Raw genomic sequence first — 21729 nt, 5'->3', positions numbered from 1 at the left:
CCTGACGCATAAATAAGGCAAACGAAGCTATAATAAGAATAGCAGCTCATGTCGGGGATAGGATAATGAGATTAAAACATCTTGGCTTGCTTGGTATTTTTTTATTTCCATTCGATGCATGTGCTGTTCAATCTCTCTATTGCCCGCAAAATCAGGGATATATTAATGTAGGCATGACGGAAGCAGAAGTGATTGCAGCTTGCGGCGAACCGCTTAGCAAGGAAGAAAGCAATCGACCTGTGACACAAAAAGTCCCCGTAAAACAATTGATTTATTCCACGGTCAATAAGGGCAGCATTTATCCAAGCCTTGATCCGATTTACAACCAATGGTCGCTTCCAAGCGGCACTAATATTAACCTTGAAGTGGACATCATCAACGACAAAATCAGCGAGATCCGCCTTAATGGCTCAGATACCAATGCCATGACCGTATGCGATGGCATCAATGTAAATGTCGGAGACAATGAAAGCGCCGTGTATAATGCTTGCGGCAGTCCAGATATGGTAAACAATACGTTTATTAATCAGCCTATCCCAAGCAACGAACCGCCGCACGTATGGGTCTATCAAGTTGATCAATTCCAACAACCCTTCACCTTGACATTTGTGAACGGCCAATTACAATCCATTGATTAACCCCGAAGGCTGAAATTATAAGCTTTGGTGCATTTCTCTTGAGAAATTGCATGTAAGCTGCACACTTCAACTTCTAACATTCCGTTTTTTTGGAAATTATTTTATGAGTGAAACCATTGAAGATTTAACCATTGCGTTCAACGAAGATGGCATGGATACAGTAAAAGAATTGGACAAATACGTATTATCGAAAGGTGCATGGACCACCATTCTTTTTCGTTATCAAGAATGGGATCGAACGGCACAGGAATACGGGCCTGTTAAATATTCAATACGGCGCTATCAAAAACGCAATAACCAGTATTGGCAAAAATCAAAATTTAACATTTCCAGTGAAGAACAAGCCCGCAAAATCATCAGCGTACTGTCAGACTGGCTAAATAAAGATGGGGCTTAAGACTTATGGTGAAGATATGCCCAAAGCCGCCCTGCTATTTCATGCCATGCTTGGTTTAAATAAACTAAATTATGCGGATTGGGTAAATAATATTTTCCCCAGCGTTCATCATACCAGTAATAAGTAAAATCCGTGGGTGCTGCAATCGGATGCAATCCCTGTTTCCTGCAAAGCGCTATCGCTCTAGGCATATGGAGAGCCGAAGTCACCAAATAAAAAGGCTCATCCCGCACCCATTGCCTAATTTTCTCAGCTTGCGACGCCGTATTGGTGGACGCAGTTTCCAGCACTCTGTTGTCTTCGGGAATTTGCAACCAGGCTGCCAATAAATCCAATTGCTGCGCTTCTGCCAATTCCCCGGCAAACTCGCCACCTGATAATAACAGTTTGGCATGCGGTAACTGCCGGTATAATCGCACCCCTTCAATGAGGCGACGTAAGCTTGCTGTATAAATTTGGTTGATTGCCACATCAGCCTTGGCAAATTGTGCCTGCCCTCCTGACAGCACCACTATCCAATGTATATCTTTATTTATTTTAGTAACGACAGGGTATTGATCTTCGAGCTTGCGCGTTAACAATTCAGGAATGATGCCTGTACTTAACAATAACAAGCTGGCCAAGGCAATAGTCAATAATATGCCGGCGCGACGATTAGCTTGGCGCAAAAATAATATCCAGCTAACGGTTAATAAGAAAATAACCAGAAAAAAGGGATTAAGCAGCGCTTCAAACAAATGCCTCCAGATAAACATCTTTATCGAACCCGGCGCATCAAATACATCCCCAGGAAGGCAAACAAAAAGGTGGGCGCAAACGCGGCAATTTCAGCAGGCCACTGAAACACTTGACTTATAGGCCCAAAAATACGGTTGACGATATGAAATCCGAATCCCATCACCGCTCCTGCCAGGAGTTTCGATCCCATGGTAGAGGAGCGCAAGGGACCAAATATAAAAGGGATGGCCAATACCATCATAACCACCGTGGTAAATGGCTGCAACAAACGCTGCCAATAAGCCAACTGGTAATTCAAAGCAGTTTGATGATTCTTTTTTTGCACGCGTAAATAGCGGTTTAGTTCAGGCAGGGTCATTTCATCCGGCTCATTGCCGCTGATTTGTAAAATCTTGGGGTTTAGCGGCACATCCCAGTTCATTTCCTGATACTGAGAAGCTTTGGTATTGTCTCCTCCAATAATGGATTCTGCTACGTTGGAAGCTATCCAGGCACCATTTTGATAAACCACTTTTTCAATCTTGCGCGCCAATTGCATATGATGGGTGTCGTCAAAACGGAATTGTGACACATCATGCAAAGTATTATCCTTGGAAACCGAACCTATGCTGATAAAATCATTTTGATTACGCAACCATATTCCCTTGGCTGTACGCGTCGCTTGCCCCTCACTCATGGCTTGCAGTTTTTTATCAGCTGCCAGGGCAGCCAATTTTGGGACTAAAGTTTCCCCCAAAAGTGTGACCAGAACAATGGTAATCAAAGCTGCTTTTAACACCGCCACGGTCACTTGCCATACGGACATTCCGGCCGCTCTCATCACCACCAGTTCGCGATGGTTGGCAAGAATTCCCAAGCCAATTAAACTACCCAAAAGGCTTGCCATGGGAAAAAACAAATAAACCTGATAAGGCATTTGCAGCAAAATAAAAACAGCAGCCTCCACGATGCCATAATTTACTTTGCCCAAATCATCTAACTGGTTCACAAATAATATAAAAACTTGCAAGCCTGCCAGCATCAGCGTAATCAAAGCAATCGATGCCATGACAGTTTTGGCGATGTAGCGATCTAATAAATTCATCTTCATGCTAATTTCACCTGATTGCGCCAAATTAAGAACAATCCCAGCAAAGCTACTGCCAAATGCAGCCACCACATCCCTAACCATACTGGAATTTTTCCTACAATAAGCCAATCACGTGCCACGAATATAAAATTTGCATAAATGATATAGAGCACGATTGCAGGCAATAATTTTGCAAATTTGCCAGCACGTGGATTAACTCGGCTTAAAGGCACTGCCACCAGAGTTAAGGTCAACACCATCAAAGGCACCGCAAGTCGCCATTGCAATTCCGCCGCCTTACGCGTATCAGGGTTGTTCAGAGGAAGAAGGCTTGCCGTATCCGATGTGCGTATATCGTTTTTTAAAGCTACGACAGGGTGTGGGAGCCGCGCTTCGTAGTTACCAAATTCCGCGATTTCATAATCTGCGCTGCCGGGAATTCCTTGATATGCTTTACCTTCTTCAAAAACGACGTAATCTTCAAAAGTTTGCGCATCGGTTTTGGCAAATGCTTTATCCGCCCACAATATATTCCATTGTTGCTTACCGTCTTTTTCCCCAAGTTTTGCCAAAAATACATTTTTCGCTACTGTATGCGCCGGATTCATTTCCTCCACATAAAAAACCTGCCGCCCGCCCGGCAGCTCACGAAAGCGCCCTGGAACAATAGTCTTAATTAACGTTTGTATCCCGGACGTACGCAGCAGTTTGGCGCGCTCGATTGCTATCACAGGACTTGCCCAGATCATAATGATTAATACCAGGACGGCCACTACCGTCGCCATGATGAGGCTATGCTTCAAAAGCTGGTTGGGTCCATAACCGCAAGCTTGCAATACGGTCATTTCGCTTTCCGCATAGAGACGCCCGTAAGCTACTAAAAGTGCTACATAAAAGCCAAGAGGCAGTAATAAACCCATGAGATTGGGTAATTCGAGCATCATGAGTTTCATGATGAACATAGCGGGAATTTGGCCACTGGCTGCGCGGGTCAAATAACGCATGAATTGATTACTCATAAAAATCAGCAATAAGATGGTCGTCAAACCTGCCAAGGTTACAAATACTTCTTTGGCTAAATAGCGAAAAATGAGCACCGGTTTTCCACCTCTTTTGAAAGAATAGAGTAATTAGCTAACAATAACGCCAAATTATATACTAAAAACCCGATTGGGGATATCGGTTAACAAGTGCTTTGCCACTTAAAAAGTATGCTCGCTTTATTATTTACCGAGGCAATTCCATAGTAATAATTGGCCTTAAGAAACTTTTATAAATCCATCATGAATACTTAATTAACCTTAAGACTATACCTGACCTAGATTCGAGTAGCCAACTCAAGCAAACCTAAGTAAACTAGCAATTTTTTATTGCATGGGATACTCATATGGAATATAAAATGGTTGCTGCGCCAAGCTTACATACCAGCGAATGCTTAGTTTTAGGTATTCTAAACGATCTATCCCTGCCTTCTTTCACCAGTAATTTTCCTAAAGAACAGCAAGCTCTTTTCCAGAAATTAACAAATAAATTATCAGAGCCCGGCGATGCAGTTTGGCAAGAAGATTGTTACGGCGCAAGCTTGCTACTTATCCATTGTGGTGCGCGAGAAAAATTTAGCATCGAAGCCTTAAACAAATGCATTGAAAATATAGTTTCCACCTTATTAAAACAGCGTGTCGAGACAGCTACCATTTGCCTGCCGCAATTAGAAACACGCGATGCCGACTGGCAGATGCAACATATGATCTTGCAATTTGATGCACAAGCTTATCAGTTTCTGGATTTTAAAAGTAAAAACAACAAACCCCACCGACTGAAATCCCTTTCTTTTTTCACCCCAAATGCACAAGCAACGTGCTTACACAAGGCCGAAGCATTGGCTCAAAGCCTTCGTTTGACCCGCACCCTGGCCAATTTACCGGCTAACATTTGTACGCCTTCCTTTCTTGCCGAGCAAGCTCAGGCACTCGCAGAGGAGCATCCGGAATTGCAAACCAAAGTTTTGAACCGTACGGATATGGAACAATTGGGTATGGGCGCCTTACTCGCTGTCGCCCAGGGCAGTCAGGAACCCCCTAAACTGATTGAAATAAGTTATAAGAACGGTGAAGGTGCTCCTGTCGTGCTCGTTGGCAAAGGCATCACGTTTGATTCAGGCGGACTTTCCCTGAAACCAGCCGATGCCATGACGGAAATGAAATATGACATGGCCGGTGCTGCGACGGTGTTGGGTACATTAAAAGCTTGTGCACTGCTCAAACTGCCCATAAATGTAATCGGCTTAATGGCTTGTGCTGAAAATATGCCCAGTGGCAGTGCGATGAGGCCAGGTGATGTGGTAAAAAGCATGTCGGGACAAACCATCGAAATCATCAACACCGATGCCGAAGGCAGGCTGGTTTTGGCTGATGCGCTCACTTATGCTGAACGGTTTAAGCCAAAATTCGTGATTGACATTGCCACGCTGACCGGAGCCATGGTCATTGCGCTTGGTTATTTAATGACGGGCTTCATGACCAAAGACGAAGAACTTGCAGAACTTATTTTATCTGCAGCTGCACGAAGCGGTGATAAGGCTTGGCGCTTGCCGTTAGACGATGCCTATCAGGAAGCATTGGAAAGTCCAGTTGCGGATATGGTCAATGCAACGGACCGGGCTGGCAGCAGTATTACAGCCGCCTGCTTTCTTGCAAGATTCGCTGAAAATTTTCGCTGGGTGCATATGGATATTGCAGGCACGGCATGGATTTCGGGTAAAAAACGCAACGCCACTGGACGCCCTGTTTCTCTACTCATACGGTTATTAGAACATGTCGCCTATTCGCATTGATTTTTATTTATTAGCTCACGAATACCAGCAAAATGAATGGCTAACTGCCTGCCGCTTGCTGGAAAAAGCTTACACCCGTGGCCATCAAGTATTTGTTTTTTGCAATAAAAAAGAAGACGCCGAATTAATCGATGAATTGCTATGGACTTATAAGGAAGACAGTTTCATCCCTCACAATTTACAGGGTGAAGGCCCGGAGCCACCTCCACCTATCCAGATAGGATACAGCACCGAGCCAAGAGGATTTAGCGATATTCTTCTTAATATGTCTTCCATCATTCCGCCGTTTTTCACGAGATTTCGCCGCATTATGGAAATTGTTACACCAAATGATGCGGCAAAGGAAATCAGCCGCGAACATTACCGGGAATACCGCAAGCATGGCTGTGAGTTACACACGCACACCATTGAAACCATGCGTGCGTGATGGCTAGTTAACCATAGCGCCGAAATAGGTACTGGCCTACAGCTTGTACACCCATGGCCTCGCCCCCTTCGGGTTTACCCGGCTTATTGCCAACGTTCCAGGCCATGATGTCGAAATGCACCCAAGGGATGTTGTCGCTAATAAAATATTGTAAAAACAATGCGGCAGTAATTGCACCTGCGTAAGGAGAGCCGCTGCAATTTACCAAATCGGCAATGCTGGATTCCAGCAAGTCTTTATAACCGGAATGTAAGGGCATCCGCCATATATAATCATTGGTTTCATTTGCAGCTTCGCATAAAGCTTGCGCCATTGCATCATCATTGGAAAACATGGCCGAAATTTCAGTGCCTACGGCCGTGCGGGCAGCTCCTGTTAATGTTGAATAATCAATGATTAATTCAGGCTTTTCTTCGCATGCTTTGACCAGTGCATCAGCCAACACCAACCGGCCCTCAGCATCTGTATTGTCAATTTCAACCCGCAAACCATTACGCATGGTCAATATGTCCCCGGGACGGTAGGCATTGCCGGATACGGCATTTTCGACTGCAGGAATCAAGACGTGCAAACGGATGGGTAAGCGCTTGGCCATAATCCATTGCGCCAAACCGATGACTTGAGCAGCTCCACCCATGTCTTTTTTCATCAGCCGCATAAAATTGCACGGCTTGATATCCAGTCCGCCTGTATCAAAGCATACCCCCTTCCCAACCAAGGTGACCTTCGGGTGTTCAGGATTCCCCCAAATTAAAGACAATAAACGAGGTTCGGCAGCCGCCGCTCTCCCGACCGCATGGATGGCAGGGAAGTTATGGTGCAATAATTCTTCCCCTACCCATTGTTTAAATTCAGCCCCATGCGTCTTAGCCAGTTGGGATACTACAGCCGCAAGCTCGGCAGGCCCCATATCATTAGCTGGCGTGTTAATCAAATCCCGAATTAAAAAAATTGCATCGGCTTGCGCCAATATTTCCGCGAAATCATGCGCTGCAACAGATAAAATTTTGGGAGCACGCTCTTTTCTTTTGTAGCGATCAAAATAATATTGCCCCAAAGACCACATGACTTGCGAAGACAATGACAAGGGTTGCTCAAAAAAATAATGGCCCGCGGGCAAACGGTTTAAAGCATGCGCCACCGCTTGTGCCTCTGCTCCTTCACCGGTCCCAATATAAATTTTTACGGTGTTTCCTTTTTCATCACCCACGATACCAACATCACCATACCGGCCCTGAAACTGTTGAGATGCCAAACAATTACGATCATAGGGGTTAGTTAATTCGTGCATGTCGTCTTTACCCAGCAACACAAGTGGTAAAGCGCCTTCAATTCTGGTTTGATAAAAAATTTCCGCTCGCATGCTTACTCCTTCATTTGCCCTCGGAATTGAGAAGGCCTCATTCCGCAAAGAACCAAAGAGAATACGTAAATGATCGCAGCCGCCAATACATGAAGCAGCAAGGTAGCCAATCGCAGGCTGACTGGTTTGGCTACCCAAAGCACAGGATCACCGACCGCCCATAGCAAATAAGCACTCATGATCAAATTGGCCACACCCAATTGCAATAAAAAACGGCGCCATCCGGGACATGGGTGGTAAATATCACGTTTTATCAATAGGACCAGCAAAATACCGCAATTAATATACCCGGCGAGAGTGGATGCAAGGGTCAAACCGGCATGAGCCAAGGGTTTTATTAACAACGCGCAAAAAATAGTATTGGCTACCATAGCCAATGCACCTACTTTTACCGGTGTTTTAATATTTTGACGCGCGTAAAATCCTGAGGCAAGAACTTTGACCATCATAAAGGCCGGCACGCCTAAAGCCAAGGTAAACAAACTTTTTTGAGTTTGCACTACATCAGTGAGAGAGAATTCGCCATAAGCAAAACAGCTTGCTATCAACGGCATGGCGAATAAGGCAAGACCTAGCCCGGAAGGGACACCAACCAGCAATAAAGTCCGCAACCCCCAATCCAAAGCGCGAGAAAAAAGGTTTGAACTTTGCTCGGCATGGCGGCGCGACAAATGCGGCAAAATCACCGTCGCAATGGCGACGCCAAAAACTCCGAGCGGGAAATCGGTCAAACGATCGGTATAAAACAGCCAGGAAACGCTGCCTACTGCCAGAAAAGATGCAAAAATGGTGTCCACCAGCAAGTTAATTTGTGCGATTGAAACACCGAACAAAGCAGGAACCATTAATTTCAAAACACGCCTTACGCCTTCATCCTTCATCATCAAACTGGGTTTGACTAACAATTTCCTGTGGTAGAGAAAAGGCAACTGGAACAATAACTGGGCGATCCCCGCGATGAATACCCCCCATGCAAGCGCTACCACCGGTTCTGCAAAATGAGGACTTAGGTAAATCGCGGCTAAAATCATGCATATATTCAACAATACCGGCGTAAAAGCGGGCACCCCGAAATATCCGTAGGTATTTAAAATAGCCCCGGCCATAGCCGTTAGTGAAACCAGCATTAAATATGGCGAAGTGATGCGCAGCATTTCGGTCGCCAATACTGAGCGGCTGGTATGCTCCCCAAATCCTGGGGCAAAAATAAAAACAATATAAGGAGCCGCTATAATGCCAATTAAAGTCACCAGGGTTAAAACAATGCTTAAGCTTCCGGCAATTCGTGCCAGAAACAAACGGATTTCCTCAAGTGTTCTTGTTTTCTGGTATTCGCTTAAAACCGGAACAAACGCTTGTGAAAAAGCGCCTTCGGCAAATAAGCGTCGCATGAAATTAGGAATTTTAAAGGCGATGAAAAAAGCATCCATTCCTGCCTGCGCGCCGAATAACTGTGCTAAAATCATGTCGCGTACAAAGCCCATAATACGGGACATAAACGTCATTGCGGATACCAATGAGGTAGAACGCAGTAAACTTTGTCGTTTGGGCAGCATGGTTTCCGTCACAGACATAGGCGAATGAAGTATAATTTGAAGTGTCTGACCAAGCATAAGCCACCTTGACAATTTACGTCAAGATAGGCATGATTAATCTTTTTTATTATTGTAATGAGTGGAGAGTGTAAGTGGCAAATATTAAGTCAGCTATTAAGCGCGCACGCCAAAACGTTAAACGACGCCAGCATAATGCAAGCGCACGTTCTATGTACCGTACCTATGTCAAAAATGTGTTAAAAGCTGTAGAAACCGGTGATCAAGACGCCGCTCGCGCAGCCTATGCAAAAGCCCAGCCTGTTATTGACAAAGCTGCTGGCAAAGGTCTAATTCATAAAAATAAAGCAGCCCGCATCAAAAGCCGTTTAAGCGCCCGCGTAAAAGCTATGGCTGCTGCCTAAGGTTCCGTTGCTCTAACCGAAATCCGAACCGGAAAACCGGTTCGGCCTTTTGATTATTCTTCGACTCGGACTTCTATCTTTCTGGATTTATTTTCTTTCTTAGGAATAACAATTTCCAAAACGCCTTTTTTGTATTTTGCCTTGATTTTAGATTCATCCGTGGTTTCAGGCAGTATAAAACGACGATAGAATTGTCCCTGCATGCGTTCAATACGGGAAAAACCTTCTTTTTCTTCCGTCTTCTCGTAGCGGCGCTCACCTTTTATGGTCAAGGCATTATTTTCCAGTGACAAATGAATGTCGTCTTTTTCTACACCCGGAAGATCTGCGGTTACAATATATTTATCATTAGTTTCTTTAATATCAACAGCCGGACTCCATAAACTAGCATCTGTTCCCGTATCTTCTTCATAATTAAAAGGCCGTAAAAATTGGTTTAACATGGTACTTAAATAATCTCTGGGCCAAATTTGTTGATCGCGTTTGATAAGAGCCATTTTTCTTCTCCTTGTTAAGTAAGTATGTTTACTACAACTAGAAAATGATTACAGCAAATTGAAAGCTACATAGGGTAATATAGGGAGTTTTTACAGAAAATCAACTCCCTGAAACGATACCTTTTATGTTTAGCCAAAGATAGGTGAATTTAAAGTCTGGTTGAGTTGCTCATAGGCACGCTTGGCCGGGACATAATGAGGAAATTGCATCATGATTCTATCCAAGATTATGCGCGAGGATTGTTCATCTCCCAAATTCCATTCATTTAATGCATCCAGATACATTAATTCCACAGGGCGGCCTGCTAAATGGGGCGCAGAATTCAAGGAAACAGGTTCGATGTAGCTTAAGCGTACTTGCCCTTGAGCTTCCAGTCTTTGTAATATTTTACGCGCCTGGGCACTGCCATTTTCTTGCGCTTGCAGCAATAATTTTTTACCTTTCTCTGGCATGCGCTCCCCAGCGGCACCATCATAATAAAAAGTGGCCAATTGATATTGTGCATAGGGATTATTCAGTGCGGCTAATTTCTCATAGAATTTTGCAGCTTGTTGATTATTTTTCTCAACCCCTAACCCATATTGATACATGCGCGCCAAGGCTAACATGGCTTTTGCATTGCCTTTATCAGCGGCTTGTTCGTAATATTGTAGTGCTTCTGGAAAATCAAGTTTGAGCGCTACTCCAGTTTCAGATAATAAACCCAACTGATATAAAGCCTCACGTTCGCCTAAAGCCGCTGCCTTCTTGTACCAATAAAGAGCCTGCTCTTGATCGCGTGGCCCACCCTGTCCATTGAAAAATAAACCAGCCAATTGCGTCATAGCCTGGCTATGATTTTTTTCAGCAGCCGATGCATAAAGCTCCCTGGCTTTTTCGAAATCAACAGCACGGCCTTTCCCTTTTTCATAAATTAAACCCAGGTTAAATTGCCCATTTGGATCATTTTGCAAAGCTGCCATTTCATAATCAATAAAGGCTTGCTCATAATCATCCTCAACCGTTTCATGAATAAAGCCAAGCGCCACGGCAGCAGGAGAGTAATTCGATTGCGCCAAGCCATACCATTTTTTCGCTTCGACGTAATCAGGCAATTTTCCAAGCCAACCTAATTGATATAAATGGCCTAGCAAATATTGCGCCACAGGCTGCTCTTGATTGGCTGCAGCGGTATACCATTGTTGCGCCATCGCCATATCTACAGGGCCACCCAAGCCCTTTTCATACATAAAACCAAGCTTTAACTGTCCTTCCTTATCTCCCTTTTCAGCCAATTGCTGATAAATCTCACGGGATTGCTGCATTTTTTGCTCATCTGTTGCTTGCGATAAGTAATAATCTGCCAATAATAAACTGGCCTTGCTGTTACCCAGAGCATGAGCTGCATCGAGTTCCGGTAAAAAAGGTTCGCCTTGTTGTTGTTTTAAAACAGCGAGGTTCAGATCTGCATAAGGAAAGCCTGCATCGGCTGCTTGCTGCAATAAAGCCCGCCCTTTTTCTTTATCCTGGTTCACCGACTTGCCCTCAATAAAATACGTACCCAAAATAAAGGCACTCACCGGATTTAGCGAAGCTTGCTGATACCAGTACATGGCTTCAGCGCTATTTTTTTCAACGCCGAGGCCGCGGTCGTATAAAATCCCCAACAAAAGAGCAGCTTGACCATTGCCTTTGCTTACTTCGTTCTTGGCCACGTTAAACGCTTGCACTTGTTTCGCCTTATCGGAATCCATGGCATGGAAAAAAGCGAGCGGTAACGCAGCTTGTTGTACTCCGCCGGCTACAGCCCCTTCGTATAATTGTTTAATTAACTGATTTCGCCTTGCTTTTGCAGCCATGCTGACATCGGCGGGCTTTTCCCGTACTAAAAGTTCAGCCAAGCGATATTGTGCCGTGCCGAAATCATTGGCCGCAGCGAGATAATACATCGCGGTTGATTCATCTGCATTAGCCGCTATCACTTCTTTGCCGCTTGCATCACGTAAGCCTCGCTCATTGATGCGGCCTAAAGCAAATTGCGCATACGCATTGCCTTTAAATGCAGCGTCTTGCAGCCAGTTCATCCCGCGTTGATAATCAGGGGCCATACCTCCTTTACCCTCAAGATATAAGAGACCCAAATTATATTCGGCGCGCAAATCTTTTTGCTCGGCAGCCAATTGATAGAATTTTATGGCTTCCTGGACGTTTTGTTTAACATCGATGCCATCTTCATACATTTGTGCCAACAGAAATTGAGCGCTTGAATTCCCAAGAATTGCTTGCTCATAAAGGCGATCAAAAAATGATAAAGAAGGAGGCGCGGCAGGTTTGCTTAACAAAGTGAATACATCAAATGATTCGCTCTCTACCGGATTAGCAGCCACTTCCCATAATTGCGGGCTGTTGGGCACGCTGGGAGGACTGTGGATAACAAATTCGTTTTTATTAAGCGCATATTTGGGAAAATTAACAACATCATCCAAATTTCCCAAAGAAGCGGCTAAGGCATCATAATACTCGCTGACTACTATTTCATTAGGTGTAGTAAACACAAAATTAGGACGATACAGGGCGGTCCTATCAACTACATCCATTTTTGGAGACTGGTTGTAATTGTTTTCCTTTAAGGCTTCGGGATTTTGCCAAGCGCTGAAAATCCCACCCAGTTGATACCCGCCTTGGGCGAAAGTAACCGCTTTTTGATTGCTCAACCATTGCGCAGCCTGTGCACTTAAAGCCGCAGGCCCCTGCATTGCTTTTTCAGTGGCAAGCGCTTTTTGCTCCCATTCTTTGCCTAAAACTTCATCCTTCGCAATGACCTTACCTTCCTGGTAAAGCTTTGCCAATAAATGTTGAGCCTCAGCAGAGTCGTGTTGTGCAGCTTTTAATACCCACAAATATCCTGTATGTGGATTGTAAAGCGGGCTGTCAGTCCGTAAGTATAATTGGGCAAGAGCGACTTGTGCAGGTAAATAATTTTTAAAAGCACCTTTTGCGTACCAATCTTTTGCAGCATTTAAATCTTTTTGTTCTTCAGCAATTTTTCCGGCTTCATAAATAGCATCTACATAATCTTGTGCTATGGCTTGATTGATAAGCTGGCTGGATTTATCCAAGTCTTTCGGGACAAGTTTTCCCTCTGCATATAATTCCCCCAATTTTAACTGCGCCTGCGGGTTGCCTTTTTCAACTGCCTTATTCAGCCAGATTAAACCCAGTTTTTTATCATTGCCATGTCGGCTTTGCAAAAAGTGCTCGGCCAGTGTGTATTCAGCGATGCTGTTGCCATTTTTGGCGGCGTCAATGTAATATTTTTTGGCAAGATTGGAATTCTTATTGGTGCCAATGCCAAATAGATAAGCTGCTGCGCAATACATTTGCGCCTGTACGTCATTACCTTCAGCCGCTTTTTTAAACCAGGACAAGGCTTGTTCTGGATTATTTTCCACAAGTAAAGTATATCGCGCCATGATATTCTGAGCAGGTAAAAAACCTTTTTCTGCTGCTTGTTTGAAGTGACGCAAAGCCAAGGCATTATTCTTAAGCTGGCCATAACCATATAAACGCATGCGGCCTAAATAGTAATCCACGATTGGATCCTTGCCGGCATCCGCTGCCAGTTTTGCAGCAGCGTTCACATAATCACCTTCCCGGTAGGCATCTAAGCCCTCATTTGCAAAGGCTACCTGAACGCTTGCGGTAGCAACTAAACAAACCCATGGCATCAGCGATTTCATTATATTCCCCTTGTTATTGCGCCAAGGCAGCTAACCGGCATTAGCGCACGCAATGGCTTATGTATAAATTCCCTGCAAATACATCACTATCAATTACTATTGCGGAATAATGCCATAATGGACTACTTCCCTTACCGCACCGCTACGGTTAGTGCTCTTGACCACCCAATAATTGCCCCGATTATTCAATCCAAATCTAACACGTGCATACTCACAAACTTGCAGACTTTCTCCACAATCCACTATTTTTCCATAGGGAGATTTGCCTTCATTCACGGTGCAAATGTATTTAAGATTTTTCTCACAGGTGGAAAGTACCGCCCATTGATTACCCTGAATAACATGGTTTAAATACATACTCCTCGCGCTGTCATTGCTACGCATTTGATACAGATTAATGGGTTTGTCCAATTTATTTAATATAAAATAAAGTGAGTTTCGCTCACCCGCAGCTTCTGGCAGAAGCTCTAATACTTTTAATTCGAATTGATACCCTACGTCGCGACAACCTAATGGATTCTGCCTTTCTTCATTTGGTTTTTCTTTTTTCGGAGCGGAGGGCGCTGCAGCCTGCGCCAAACTTATACCGCATACACAGAGAAGCAATGGGAGAGTGGCGTTACGCATAATTGTTTTTATTTTTTTCATTGTATTTTCTCAGTTGCTTGTTTTTTTCCAGTCACTTGCTTTTTTTCGACCGCAATTAATGGGCGTATGACAACTTTTGTGCCAAGGAAATTATTCCGCTCATTGGATAACTGTACGAAATTTAAATTCAACCATTTTGCATCTTGAACAAACATGCGTATGCATCCATGGCTTGCCCGATAACCCGGGATGTCATCCGAACCGTGTAGAGCCAAACCTTTGTGAAAATACATGCAATAAGGCATTTTTGCCCCCCCCTTACCTAAAGGGAAAACATCGGACTTGCACTTCTCATTTTCTTTACTAAACACCCGGAATATTCCAGTCATGGTCCGACAGGTAGGGCTGCTGTTATCAGAGCAACGATCGCTACCGGAGGAGATAGGGCCCCACTTAACCAAGTTGCCTTGCTCATCGTAAGCCCCCCATGCAAGCTTTTCTTGATCAACGATGATTTGTTTTTCTTTTTCTTCAGGGTTAATTTTTAATGGGAAAGGCGAAATATCGAATAAAGTGATCTGCGAGAGATTTTTAGGAACCACAATTTCTTTCCCTGGCCATAAATGGTTGTAGCTGCGATTAAGCCTCTGCACCAAATCGCGTTGATTTTCATCAGGAAATAAACGTTCCCACGTGTCACCGCGTCCCGTTTTTATGCATTCAAATTGCGGATAGGCGCACAAGGCAGGCCCGTAGTAGATTGGTGTGTCAGCAGCTTTGGCAAGCATTGCCGTCATAGATAACACAGTTGTTATTATTAGCTTCCATCGGTTCATAATAGATACCTTCCAATTATTCTAATCAAGGAATTTTCTGTGCTATTGCTTATATTAATTATCGGCCTTTTTTAATAAAAGTTTAGCCCAAAATTTAAATAAAGCTATTTGAATAGTAAAAAATATCTATATATATCGGTAGCTTAGAAGAAATATACCTGATGCATACGCAGTTTAATTGTGTAAGTGTTGATAAATCCGCTCCGCCAAACTGCGGCTTATTCCCTGCACTTTAGCAATTTCTTCGACAGGAGCACGCGTCAACTCACGCAACCCTCCAAAACGCCTTAATAAAGCTTGCCGCCTTTTCGCGCCGATGCCTTCTATAGATTCTAAAGAAGAATCGAGCCGGGCCTTTTGTCTTTTTTTACGATGCAAGGTAATGGCAAATCGATGCGCTTCATCCCGAATGTGCTGCAGCAAATGCAATGCCGGAGATGCGGGCGCTGCTGTAATTTCGCGCGCTTCATCCGCCAAAATTAACTGCTCCCAGCCTGCCTTACGGGTCGGACCTTTAGCAATACCTAGCAATTTAACGCTATTGATTTGAAAAGACTCCAGCACCCTTTTTGCAACAGCGACTTGTCCTTTTCCGCCATCGATGATCAATAGACTCGGCAAATTCTGCTCAGCGGTTAATTTTTTAAACCGGCGGGTAATGGCTTGCTCCAACGCCGTATAATCGTCACCTGCAGTAATGCCGGTTATATTAAAGCGCCGATATTCATTTTTGGCAGGCCCTTGCTGGTTAAATACCACACATGAGGCAACCGTAGCCTCTCCTTGAGTATGGCTTACGTCAAAACACTCCATACGTTCTATTGCTTCCGGCATATTCAACAATTGCCTCAGCGCTTCATAGCGGTCAGCCAGAAGCTGGGTTGAGCTGGTTTGCTCAAGCACACTGACTTGCAGATTCTGCCGGGCAAAATCCAGCCAACGAGCTTTTATTCCACGTGGGTTTGCTTGTATCTTACAAGCCTTGCCGCGCAGAGTGCCCAGCATGTCTTCCAATGCCCCTTGTTCTGTGATGTCATGATCAGTCAAAATCAAGGAAGGGATCCGTTCTGGTGTGTCTATATAAAAATAAGCAATGAATGCTGAAAAAACTTGCTGCCACAAATGTGCGCTTGTATGTTCATCTTCAATTAATCCTTGTTCCGGAATACTTGGAAAAAAACTTTGGCTTGCAAGAATTTGTCCGTCGCGCACCGTCACCCATTGCACGCAGGCAAAACCTGGGCGTGCGTCAATTACAATCACATCCGCATCACCACGCAGTTGAATAACACCCTGCTGCTCCTGAATTAAACGTAAGCTTTTAATTTGATCTCGCAAGCGTGCAGCTTCTTCAAACTCAAGTTTGCTGACTGCATTTTCCATGCGTTGTTCCAATTCGGAGAGAATTAGTTGGCATTTACCTTGTAAGAAGCGGGTCGCATCATCAACTGACTGTTGGTAATCTTCCCTGCTTATGTTCCCTACACAAGGAGCGCTGCAGCGTTTAATTTGAAATTGCAGGCAGGGCCGCGAACGTCCATTAAAATAATTATCGCTGCAATTGCGGATTTTAAATACTTTCTGAATAACGCCCAAAGTTTCACGCACCGCAGCGGCACTGGGATAAGGCCCAAAAAATTGGCCCTTTTTAGGCTTCTTTTTGACACGCAAAAATTCCATGCGCGGAAAAATATGATGGTTTACATGAATATATGGATAAGATTTATCGTCGCGTAATAGCACATTGTACTTGGGACGAAGTGATTTAATCAAACTGCTTTCCAACAGCAATGCTTCCGTTTCGCTGCGGGTTATGCTCACTTCAATAGCAGCAATTTGGCTTATCAGCGATCGCGTTTTTACCCCAGAATTATTTTTATTAAAATAACTGGAAACTCTTTTTTTTAAATTGGCGGCTTTCCCTACATACAATACTTGCCCTTGTGCATCCAGCATCCGGTACACACCAGGCTTTGGGGTAAGAGACGCAAGGAAATCGCCTAGATCAATTGAAGAATTACGCTTATTCATTGGTAATCAAAGGTACATCATTCTGTGGTGGATTCAGTCATACAGTGCCTAAGATGACATGGCTTTTTATTATACACGACGATGCACTTTATGTTGCACTTTGTATAATTGGCATGCAATATCAAACAAAATTGCGCTAATTGCAACAAAGAAGGCGCCGCGAAGCATACCTTAGATTCATCCTGGCCAACTGAATTAGTTTATATCTTAATTATAAGGCAGAAAAAGTTAACTTTCTTGCGTTGATTCGCTAGGGTTTTCAATCACGCCATGCTTCATTGCCAAATAGGTCAATTCCACATCATTCTTGATACCCAGTTTTTCAAACATACGATAGCGGTAACCGTTGATGGTTTTACTGCTTAAAAATAGCCGATCGGCAATCTCCTGTGCCGTCATGCCGCGCGTTATCATGAGCATCACTTGCATTTCACGTTCAGACAATAAATCAAACGGGGATTCATGAGGCGCCTGCAAACTATTAATCGCCATTTTTTGTGCAATTTCTGCACTTAGATATTTTTCACCTTTATATACCTTCCGAATGGCAGCTGCCATTTCCTCTGCACCGGATTCCTTGGTTAAATAACCCATGGCGCCCAACTGCAGAACTCGTGCCGGCAAAGGTTCAGTATATACGGCAGTGACCGCAATGACTTTTACTTGAGGGAGGGATTTTGGCTCTACCCCAAATACAGGGGCACTTTAATCGGATTATAGTAATCTAACTCTTTGATTTTGCAGTCAAAAGAGGATTAAAGTGCCGAAGAAAGATATTATCCTAAATTTACCTGGTTATTCAATAACCAAGGTGACAGGAAACAATCCTGTTTTTATACAAATAAGTTATAACCGAGTTGTTCGCTGTATTTATTGCAATGGTAAGCGGTTAAGGAAGAAAGATAGTTTTGAGAGGGAGAGAAGAAGTCGTTAGAATGCTTCGCTTTACGAAGAACAATGGAATAACTGAAGGGTTTCATCGGAAGATGAAATTGATTCAGAGAAGAGCTTACGGATTTAGAAATTTTGAAAATTATAGGTTGAGAGTTAGAGTGCTGTGCGGATAAGTGAAGTGCCCCCGGATTTGGGGAAGACCCGGGATTTCTTCAACCGTCGGGTTACCTCCCAACCATCAATACCAGGCATCTTCATATCCAACAAGACGACATCTGGCTGCTTTGCTTTGACTAAAGTTAAAGCTACCTCACCGCTTTCGGCTTCACCGACAACTTCCATATCGGACATATCTTCCAATAATCGTCGAATGCCCATTCGCACCAAAGCATGGTCATCAACAATTAGAACTTTTATCAAAGGGATGCTCCTTGACAAGACATAGCCAATGAACACAAAGGTGAAACGATATTAACAAGAGAAACCAATCATTACAATGGGAATGCCATTGGAAATGCAGCAGCATGAACCCCTTATAAAAATCAACAAGCGTGGATATGAATATTTGGATTCCCTGCAGTTACTGGAAAAAAGGGTGGGTATTCTCCAAGTGTTCTTGCTCGCTGAATTAATTCCTTAACATCGGACATAACAAAAGCATACAATTCTTCATAACTGCGTATAACAAAGTACACGGGCTGCAACATGTCAATGCGGTAAGGCATACGGAATCCAGCAACTGGATCGAATAAAACTCGGAGAGGGACATCGCTCTCAACACTGTAAAGAGTCTCGCTGATGGAAGATAGGATTCCGCCTCCATAAGCCCGCATTCCTTTTTCCGTAAGGATTAAACCAAATTCCACGGTAAACCAAAATAAACGTTGCAGCAATGCCCATTCGCATTCGGGGAATTCCAATACCTTACGCGCATAATTATGCACAAAATCGGCATAAACAGGATTAGTTAACATGGGGCAGTGGCCGAATAATTCATGAAATATGTCGGGCTCTTTTACATAATTCAATTCTTCTTCGGAACGAATAAAAGTAGCCGCGGGAAAACGGCGGTCAGCCAGCAATTCAAAAAATTCCCGCGCTGAAATTAAAGCCGCTACAGGAGCCACTTCCCAACCAGTTAGTGCTTTAAGCCGCGCACTAACCTCAGGTAATTGCGGGATTTGAGTAGCAGTTAAGCCCAAATTCTCCAGACCCAATAAAAATTCATCGCAAGCTCTACCGGGCAACAACTTGCATTGTCGCTCAAACAATATTTGCCATACGCGATGCTCGTTTGCGGAATAACTCACCAGGCCTTGTTCGTCTGGCTGATGCGCAACATAACGGCTGACAAATTCCATGATGCTCCTTAAGTAATAATCCGCAGTTTTTATTTATGATAATGCAAAATTTTATAAAAGATGAATTTCTGTCTATCTTCATTCAGTAATAGTTAATTTTTTTCAAGTTTTTTACGCAAACTATCGACAGAAATTAAAGTTTCCGTGCCCGTCCCGATTCGCCGCCCAGCTCCTTTCCAAGCATGACCATAAACTACTTCATAAGTTAATGGATATTTTCCCATGGTTGTACGCAGATTTCCCATTGCAGCAGTAAATTTCTGCCAGGTTTTCTTTCCAGTTAAACCACGGTTGCGGGAAGAATTAATGTTGCGCACGCCTTGCGATTTCAATGCATTTACAAGCTGCGGCAAAGTTGAATAGTGCATGGTTAATTTTTCCATATCCACCACTGGATCCAGAAAATGTTCTGCTAGCAATAAATCGCCGAGATCATGCATATCAGTAAATTCATTTGTATGCGCATGATGATCTACCACAGACCAAGCCTGGCGTAGCTCTAGAAAAGTATCCGGGCCCAATGTGGTGAACATCAAACAGCCATCAGGTTTCATTATCCGACTTAATTCAGCAAAAACAGCAGACAAGGGTTGCGACCAATGCACCACTTGATTGGCAAAAACCAAATCAAATAAATTTGCTGCAAACGGTAATGCCGTCATGTCCCCTGTCACTAAAGGCCATTTTTTCCAGAAGCGTTGTTTTTTCTTTGCCTGCAAAAGCATTGCATGAGCCAAATCTAAACCGATGACGTGGGCAGCAGGATAATATTGTTTTAATTTTTGTGAAAAAAAACCTGTCCCGCAACCTAAATCAAGAACATAGCGCGGCTGAACCTTAAGGTATTGGAGGCGGGCAAAAAGACGCTCGCCTATTTCCAGTTGCACCTTGGCATGCTCTTCGTACTCTGCTGCATGGGTATTAAATGCATTGCAAATTTCGGTTTTTATATTCATGATGAACCAAATGGAATAAGAGCTTCAGCCCGCATGCAAAAAAGGAAAAGTATAACACAAATTCTGCGATTACCTTCTATTTGCACACTCTGCAATCATTATCATTATGGTGCTTTTGCAGTTTGCAATGACTGCATTAAGCTATTACAACCAATAAAACAGGCATGTCAACTTTGCGCGCTGCCGCTGCAGGGTGAAGATACCTTTTTAATTTGCGGATATTGCTGCAAACAAAAACCTTATTTTGATGAAGCTGTCGCTGCTTACCATTTTGAAGAACCACTGCGTACCTTGCTGCATGAATTTAAATACCGCGAAGGACTTTATCTCGCCACGCTTTTTACTGAGTTGATGCTGGAAAAGATTCCCCGCCGCATGACCGATTCGCAATGTTTGTTGCCTGTGCCTATGAGTACTGCGCGCCTTCGCATGCGAGGATTCAACCAGGCGGTTGAGTTAACCAAACGTTTGTCTAAACGCCTGCAAATACCGTATGAGCTAGATTTATGTAGAAAAATAAAAGAAACTGCCGCGCAAGCCAGCTTAAATAGCAAACAACGACAGAAGAACATTCGCGGTGCGTTTATGGTGAAAGCCATTCAGTATAAACATGTGACACTGGTCGATGACTTGTTAACCACAGGCAGTACTGCAAATGAATTAGCACGAGCGTTAAAAAAACAAGGAGTCGAGCAAGTTGACGTTTGGTGTTGTGCGCGTGCTGTTCTAAACTGATTGTTTCATTCACCGTTTACAATAATAGTTGGTTCTGCTTAATTTAAATCATTAAACTAAATTGCCGCTTATATTTTTTCTTTCGGCACGATCGGCATTTAAGTCCTCCATAAACTCAGCTGTTTTTTTACTTGCTCCATACCATATACCAAAACCCGCCCCCACTATTAATCCCACAGTAGGTGCGATACTCGCTATGGAAGGTGTAACTTGATTAAAATGCTGATTACGAGACATATGTAAAAAACGCTGGTCATCGGGCACATAATCTTCTAAACCATGAACAGATTGACTATGTTTGGTAAGGAAACTTTTCCAAAGCTCAGCAAAATTATAAGCACACCCCCAACCTAATAACATGCCGCATGCTCCAAATTTCACAGAATTTAACAAAACTCTTGGAATGAATTTCAGGGTAAATAATAAATCCTCGGCATCGACTGCATTGGAGAAAGAGCGTGCGTCATTAAGTTCATAACTGGCAGACTGAAGAGAACTGGTGGAAGTTTTCATGATATTAAATTAATAGTAAAACAGTATTATTTTATAACAAAGAATAAATTATTTTACAACATGATTAATTGTTAATCTTTTAGAAAAAAGATAACCTATTTAAAAATAAACTATTTGGCATAAAAACTTAAAGCTTAATAATTTATTAAGCAAAGTGGATTAAAATAAAATCCTCA

General features: G+C 43.4%; 20 protein-coding genes and 2 pseudogenes. 7 read left to right on the top strand and 15 right to left on the bottom strand.

Features of this window, described 5'->3' with window-relative positions; translation table 11 throughout:
* The first annotated feature begins 65 nt into the window (after positions 1 to 65).
* Both NKV53_RS07070 and NKV53_RS07065 read left to right on the top strand, forming a co-directional pair.
* Complete coding sequence (locus tag NKV53_RS07070) at positions 66 to 638, top strand: DUF2845 domain-containing protein (RefSeq protein ID WP_126954061.1); 573 nt, start codon at positions 66 to 68, stop codon at positions 636 to 638.
* Between the two features lie 103 nt (positions 639 to 741).
* Positions 742 to 1035, top strand: a complete 294-nt coding sequence (locus NKV53_RS07065; protein WP_126954062.1) for a hypothetical protein — start codon at positions 742 to 744, stop codon at positions 1033 to 1035.
* Here the strand turns inward: NKV53_RS07065 and NKV53_RS07060 are convergent.
* Genes NKV53_RS07060 through lptF form a run of 3 tightly spaced genes read right to left on the bottom strand, consistent with a single transcriptional unit; the run spans position 1032 to position 3939 of the window.
* Complete coding sequence (locus NKV53_RS07060; RefSeq protein ID WP_126954063.1) at positions 1032 to 1790, bottom strand: YdcF family protein; 759 nt, start codon at positions 1788 to 1790, stop codon at positions 1032 to 1034. The genes NKV53_RS07065 and NKV53_RS07060 overlap by 4 nt on opposite strands.
* 2 nt (positions 1791 to 1792) lie before the next feature.
* Entirely contained in the window at positions 1793 to 2863 is a 1071-nt protein-coding gene (lptG, locus tag NKV53_RS07055; protein WP_126954064.1) for an LPS export ABC transporter permease LptG, read from the bottom strand.
* A complete protein-coding gene (lptF, locus tag NKV53_RS07050) occupies positions 2860 to 3939 on the bottom strand; it encodes an LPS export ABC transporter permease LptF (protein WP_126954065.1) in 1080 nt (359 codons plus the stop codon). Before lptF ends, lptG begins: the two co-directional genes overlap by 4 nt.
* Positions 3940 to 4229: 290 nt before the next feature.
* On the opposite strand from lptF, the gene NKV53_RS07045 reads away from it, so the two are divergent.
* Complete coding sequence (locus NKV53_RS07045; RefSeq protein WP_253350906.1) at positions 4230 to 5675, top strand: leucyl aminopeptidase; 1446 nt, start codon at positions 4230 to 4232, stop codon at positions 5673 to 5675.
* Positions 5656 to 6102, top strand: coding sequence for a DNA polymerase III subunit chi (locus tag NKV53_RS07040; protein ID WP_126954067.1), 447 nt, complete (start codon positions 5656 to 5658; stop codon positions 6100 to 6102). The genes NKV53_RS07045 and NKV53_RS07040 overlap by 20 nt, the downstream gene beginning before the upstream one ends.
* Before the next feature lie 7 nt (positions 6103 to 6109).
* On the opposite strand, the gene NKV53_RS07035 is transcribed toward NKV53_RS07040, so the two are convergent.
* Both NKV53_RS07035 and murJ read right to left on the bottom strand, forming a co-directional pair.
* Positions 6110 to 7465: a M17 family metallopeptidase gene (locus NKV53_RS07035; protein ID WP_253350904.1), complete on the bottom strand. Its 1356-nt coding sequence runs from the start codon at positions 7463 to 7465 to the stop codon at positions 6110 to 6112.
* Positions 7466 to 7467: 2 nt separating this feature from the next.
* Positions 7468 to 9039, bottom strand: coding sequence for a murein biosynthesis integral membrane protein MurJ (murJ, locus tag NKV53_RS07030; RefSeq protein WP_126954104.1), 1572 nt, complete (start codon positions 9037 to 9039; stop codon positions 7468 to 7470).
* A 113-nt stretch (positions 9040 to 9152) separates the two neighbouring features.
* Between murJ and rpsT the strand changes: the two genes are divergently transcribed.
* Complete coding sequence (gene rpsT, locus NKV53_RS07025; RefSeq protein WP_126954069.1) at positions 9153 to 9422, top strand: 30S ribosomal protein S20; 270 nt, start codon at positions 9153 to 9155, stop codon at positions 9420 to 9422.
* Positions 9423 to 9475: 53 nt separating this feature from the next.
* Here the strand turns inward: rpsT and NKV53_RS07020 are convergent, their stop codons facing one another.
* The 6 genes and pseudogenes from NKV53_RS07020 to letA form a co-directional block, all read right to left on the bottom strand.
* Entirely contained in the window at positions 9476 to 9919 is a 444-nt protein-coding gene (locus NKV53_RS07020; protein WP_126954070.1) for an Hsp20/alpha crystallin family protein, read from the bottom strand.
* A gap of 129 nt (positions 9920 to 10048) precedes the next feature.
* Positions 10049 to 13639, bottom strand: a complete 3591-nt coding sequence (locus NKV53_RS07015) for a tetratricopeptide repeat protein (protein WP_127032546.1) — start codon at positions 13637 to 13639, stop codon at positions 10049 to 10051.
* Positions 13640 to 13735: 96 nt separating this feature from the next.
* Positions 13736 to 14287, bottom strand: a complete 552-nt coding sequence (locus NKV53_RS07010; RefSeq protein ID WP_253350902.1) for an endopeptidase IV — start codon at positions 14285 to 14287, stop codon at positions 13736 to 13738.
* The gene (locus NKV53_RS07005) at positions 14284 to 15024 is read right to left on the bottom strand and encodes a L,D-transpeptidase (protein ID WP_126954105.1); all 741 of its coding nucleotides are present in this window, start codon (positions 15022 to 15024) and stop codon (positions 14284 to 14286) included. Before NKV53_RS07005 ends, NKV53_RS07010 begins: the two co-directional genes overlap by 4 nt.
* Before the next feature lie 213 nt (positions 15025 to 15237).
* Positions 15238 to 17094 carry an excinuclease ABC subunit UvrC gene (gene uvrC / locus NKV53_RS07000; RefSeq protein WP_126954073.1) on the bottom strand — a complete coding sequence of 619 codons (1857 nt, stop codon included), beginning with the start codon at positions 17092 to 17094 and terminating at the stop codon, positions 15238 to 15240.
* Between the two features lie 228 nt (positions 17095 to 17322).
* Positions 17323 to 17772: pseudogene (gene letA, locus NKV53_RS06995) on the bottom strand (two-component system response regulator LetA); the annotation flags it as partial.
* A gap of 236 nt (positions 17773 to 18008) precedes the next feature.
* Between letA and NKV53_RS06990 the strand changes: the two are divergent.
* Positions 18009 to 18161: pseudogene (locus NKV53_RS06990) on the top strand (transposase); the annotation flags it as partial.
* On the opposite strand, the gene NKV53_RS06985 reads toward NKV53_RS06990, so the two are convergent.
* The 3 genes from NKV53_RS06985 to bioC all read right to left on the bottom strand — a co-directional run bounded on the left by NKV53_RS06985 (position 18142) and on the right by bioC (position 20305).
* Positions 18142 to 18408, bottom strand: coding sequence for a response regulator transcription factor (locus NKV53_RS06985; protein ID WP_371923181.1), 267 nt, complete (start codon positions 18406 to 18408; stop codon positions 18142 to 18144). The pseudogene NKV53_RS06990 and the gene NKV53_RS06985 sit on opposite strands and share 20 nt — an antisense overlap.
* A gap of 122 nt (positions 18409 to 18530) precedes the next feature.
* A complete protein-coding gene (gene phhA / locus NKV53_RS06980; RefSeq protein WP_127057217.1) occupies positions 18531 to 19349 on the bottom strand; it encodes a phenylalanine 4-monooxygenase in 819 nt (272 codons plus the stop codon).
* A 92-nt stretch (positions 19350 to 19441) separates the two neighbouring features.
* On the bottom strand, positions 19442 to 20305 hold the full coding sequence (bioC, locus tag NKV53_RS06975) for a malonyl-ACP O-methyltransferase BioC (RefSeq protein WP_126954076.1): 864 nt from the start codon (positions 20303 to 20305) through the stop codon (positions 19442 to 19444).
* Positions 20306 to 20338: 33 nt separating this feature from the next.
* Here bioC and NKV53_RS06970 point away from each other — a divergent pair, with 33 nt between their 5' ends.
* Complete coding sequence (locus NKV53_RS06970; protein ID WP_127032544.1) at positions 20339 to 21040, top strand: ComF family protein; 702 nt, start codon at positions 20339 to 20341, stop codon at positions 21038 to 21040.
* A 51-nt stretch (positions 21041 to 21091) separates the two neighbouring features.
* On the opposite strand, the gene NKV53_RS06965 is transcribed toward NKV53_RS06970, so the two are convergent.
* On the bottom strand, positions 21092 to 21553 hold the full coding sequence (locus NKV53_RS06965; RefSeq protein WP_126954078.1) for a hypothetical protein: 462 nt from the start codon (positions 21551 to 21553) through the stop codon (positions 21092 to 21094).
* Positions 21554 to 21729: the final 176 nt, after the last annotated feature.

The organism is Legionella sp. 27cVA30 (assembly GCF_024160945.1).
GTDB lineage: Bacteria > Pseudomonadota > Gammaproteobacteria > Legionellales > Legionellaceae > Legionella_A > Legionella_A septentrionalis.
The sequence above is the reverse complement of the archived record's forward strand: the minus strand, read 5'-3'. Positions and strand labels throughout refer to the sequence as shown.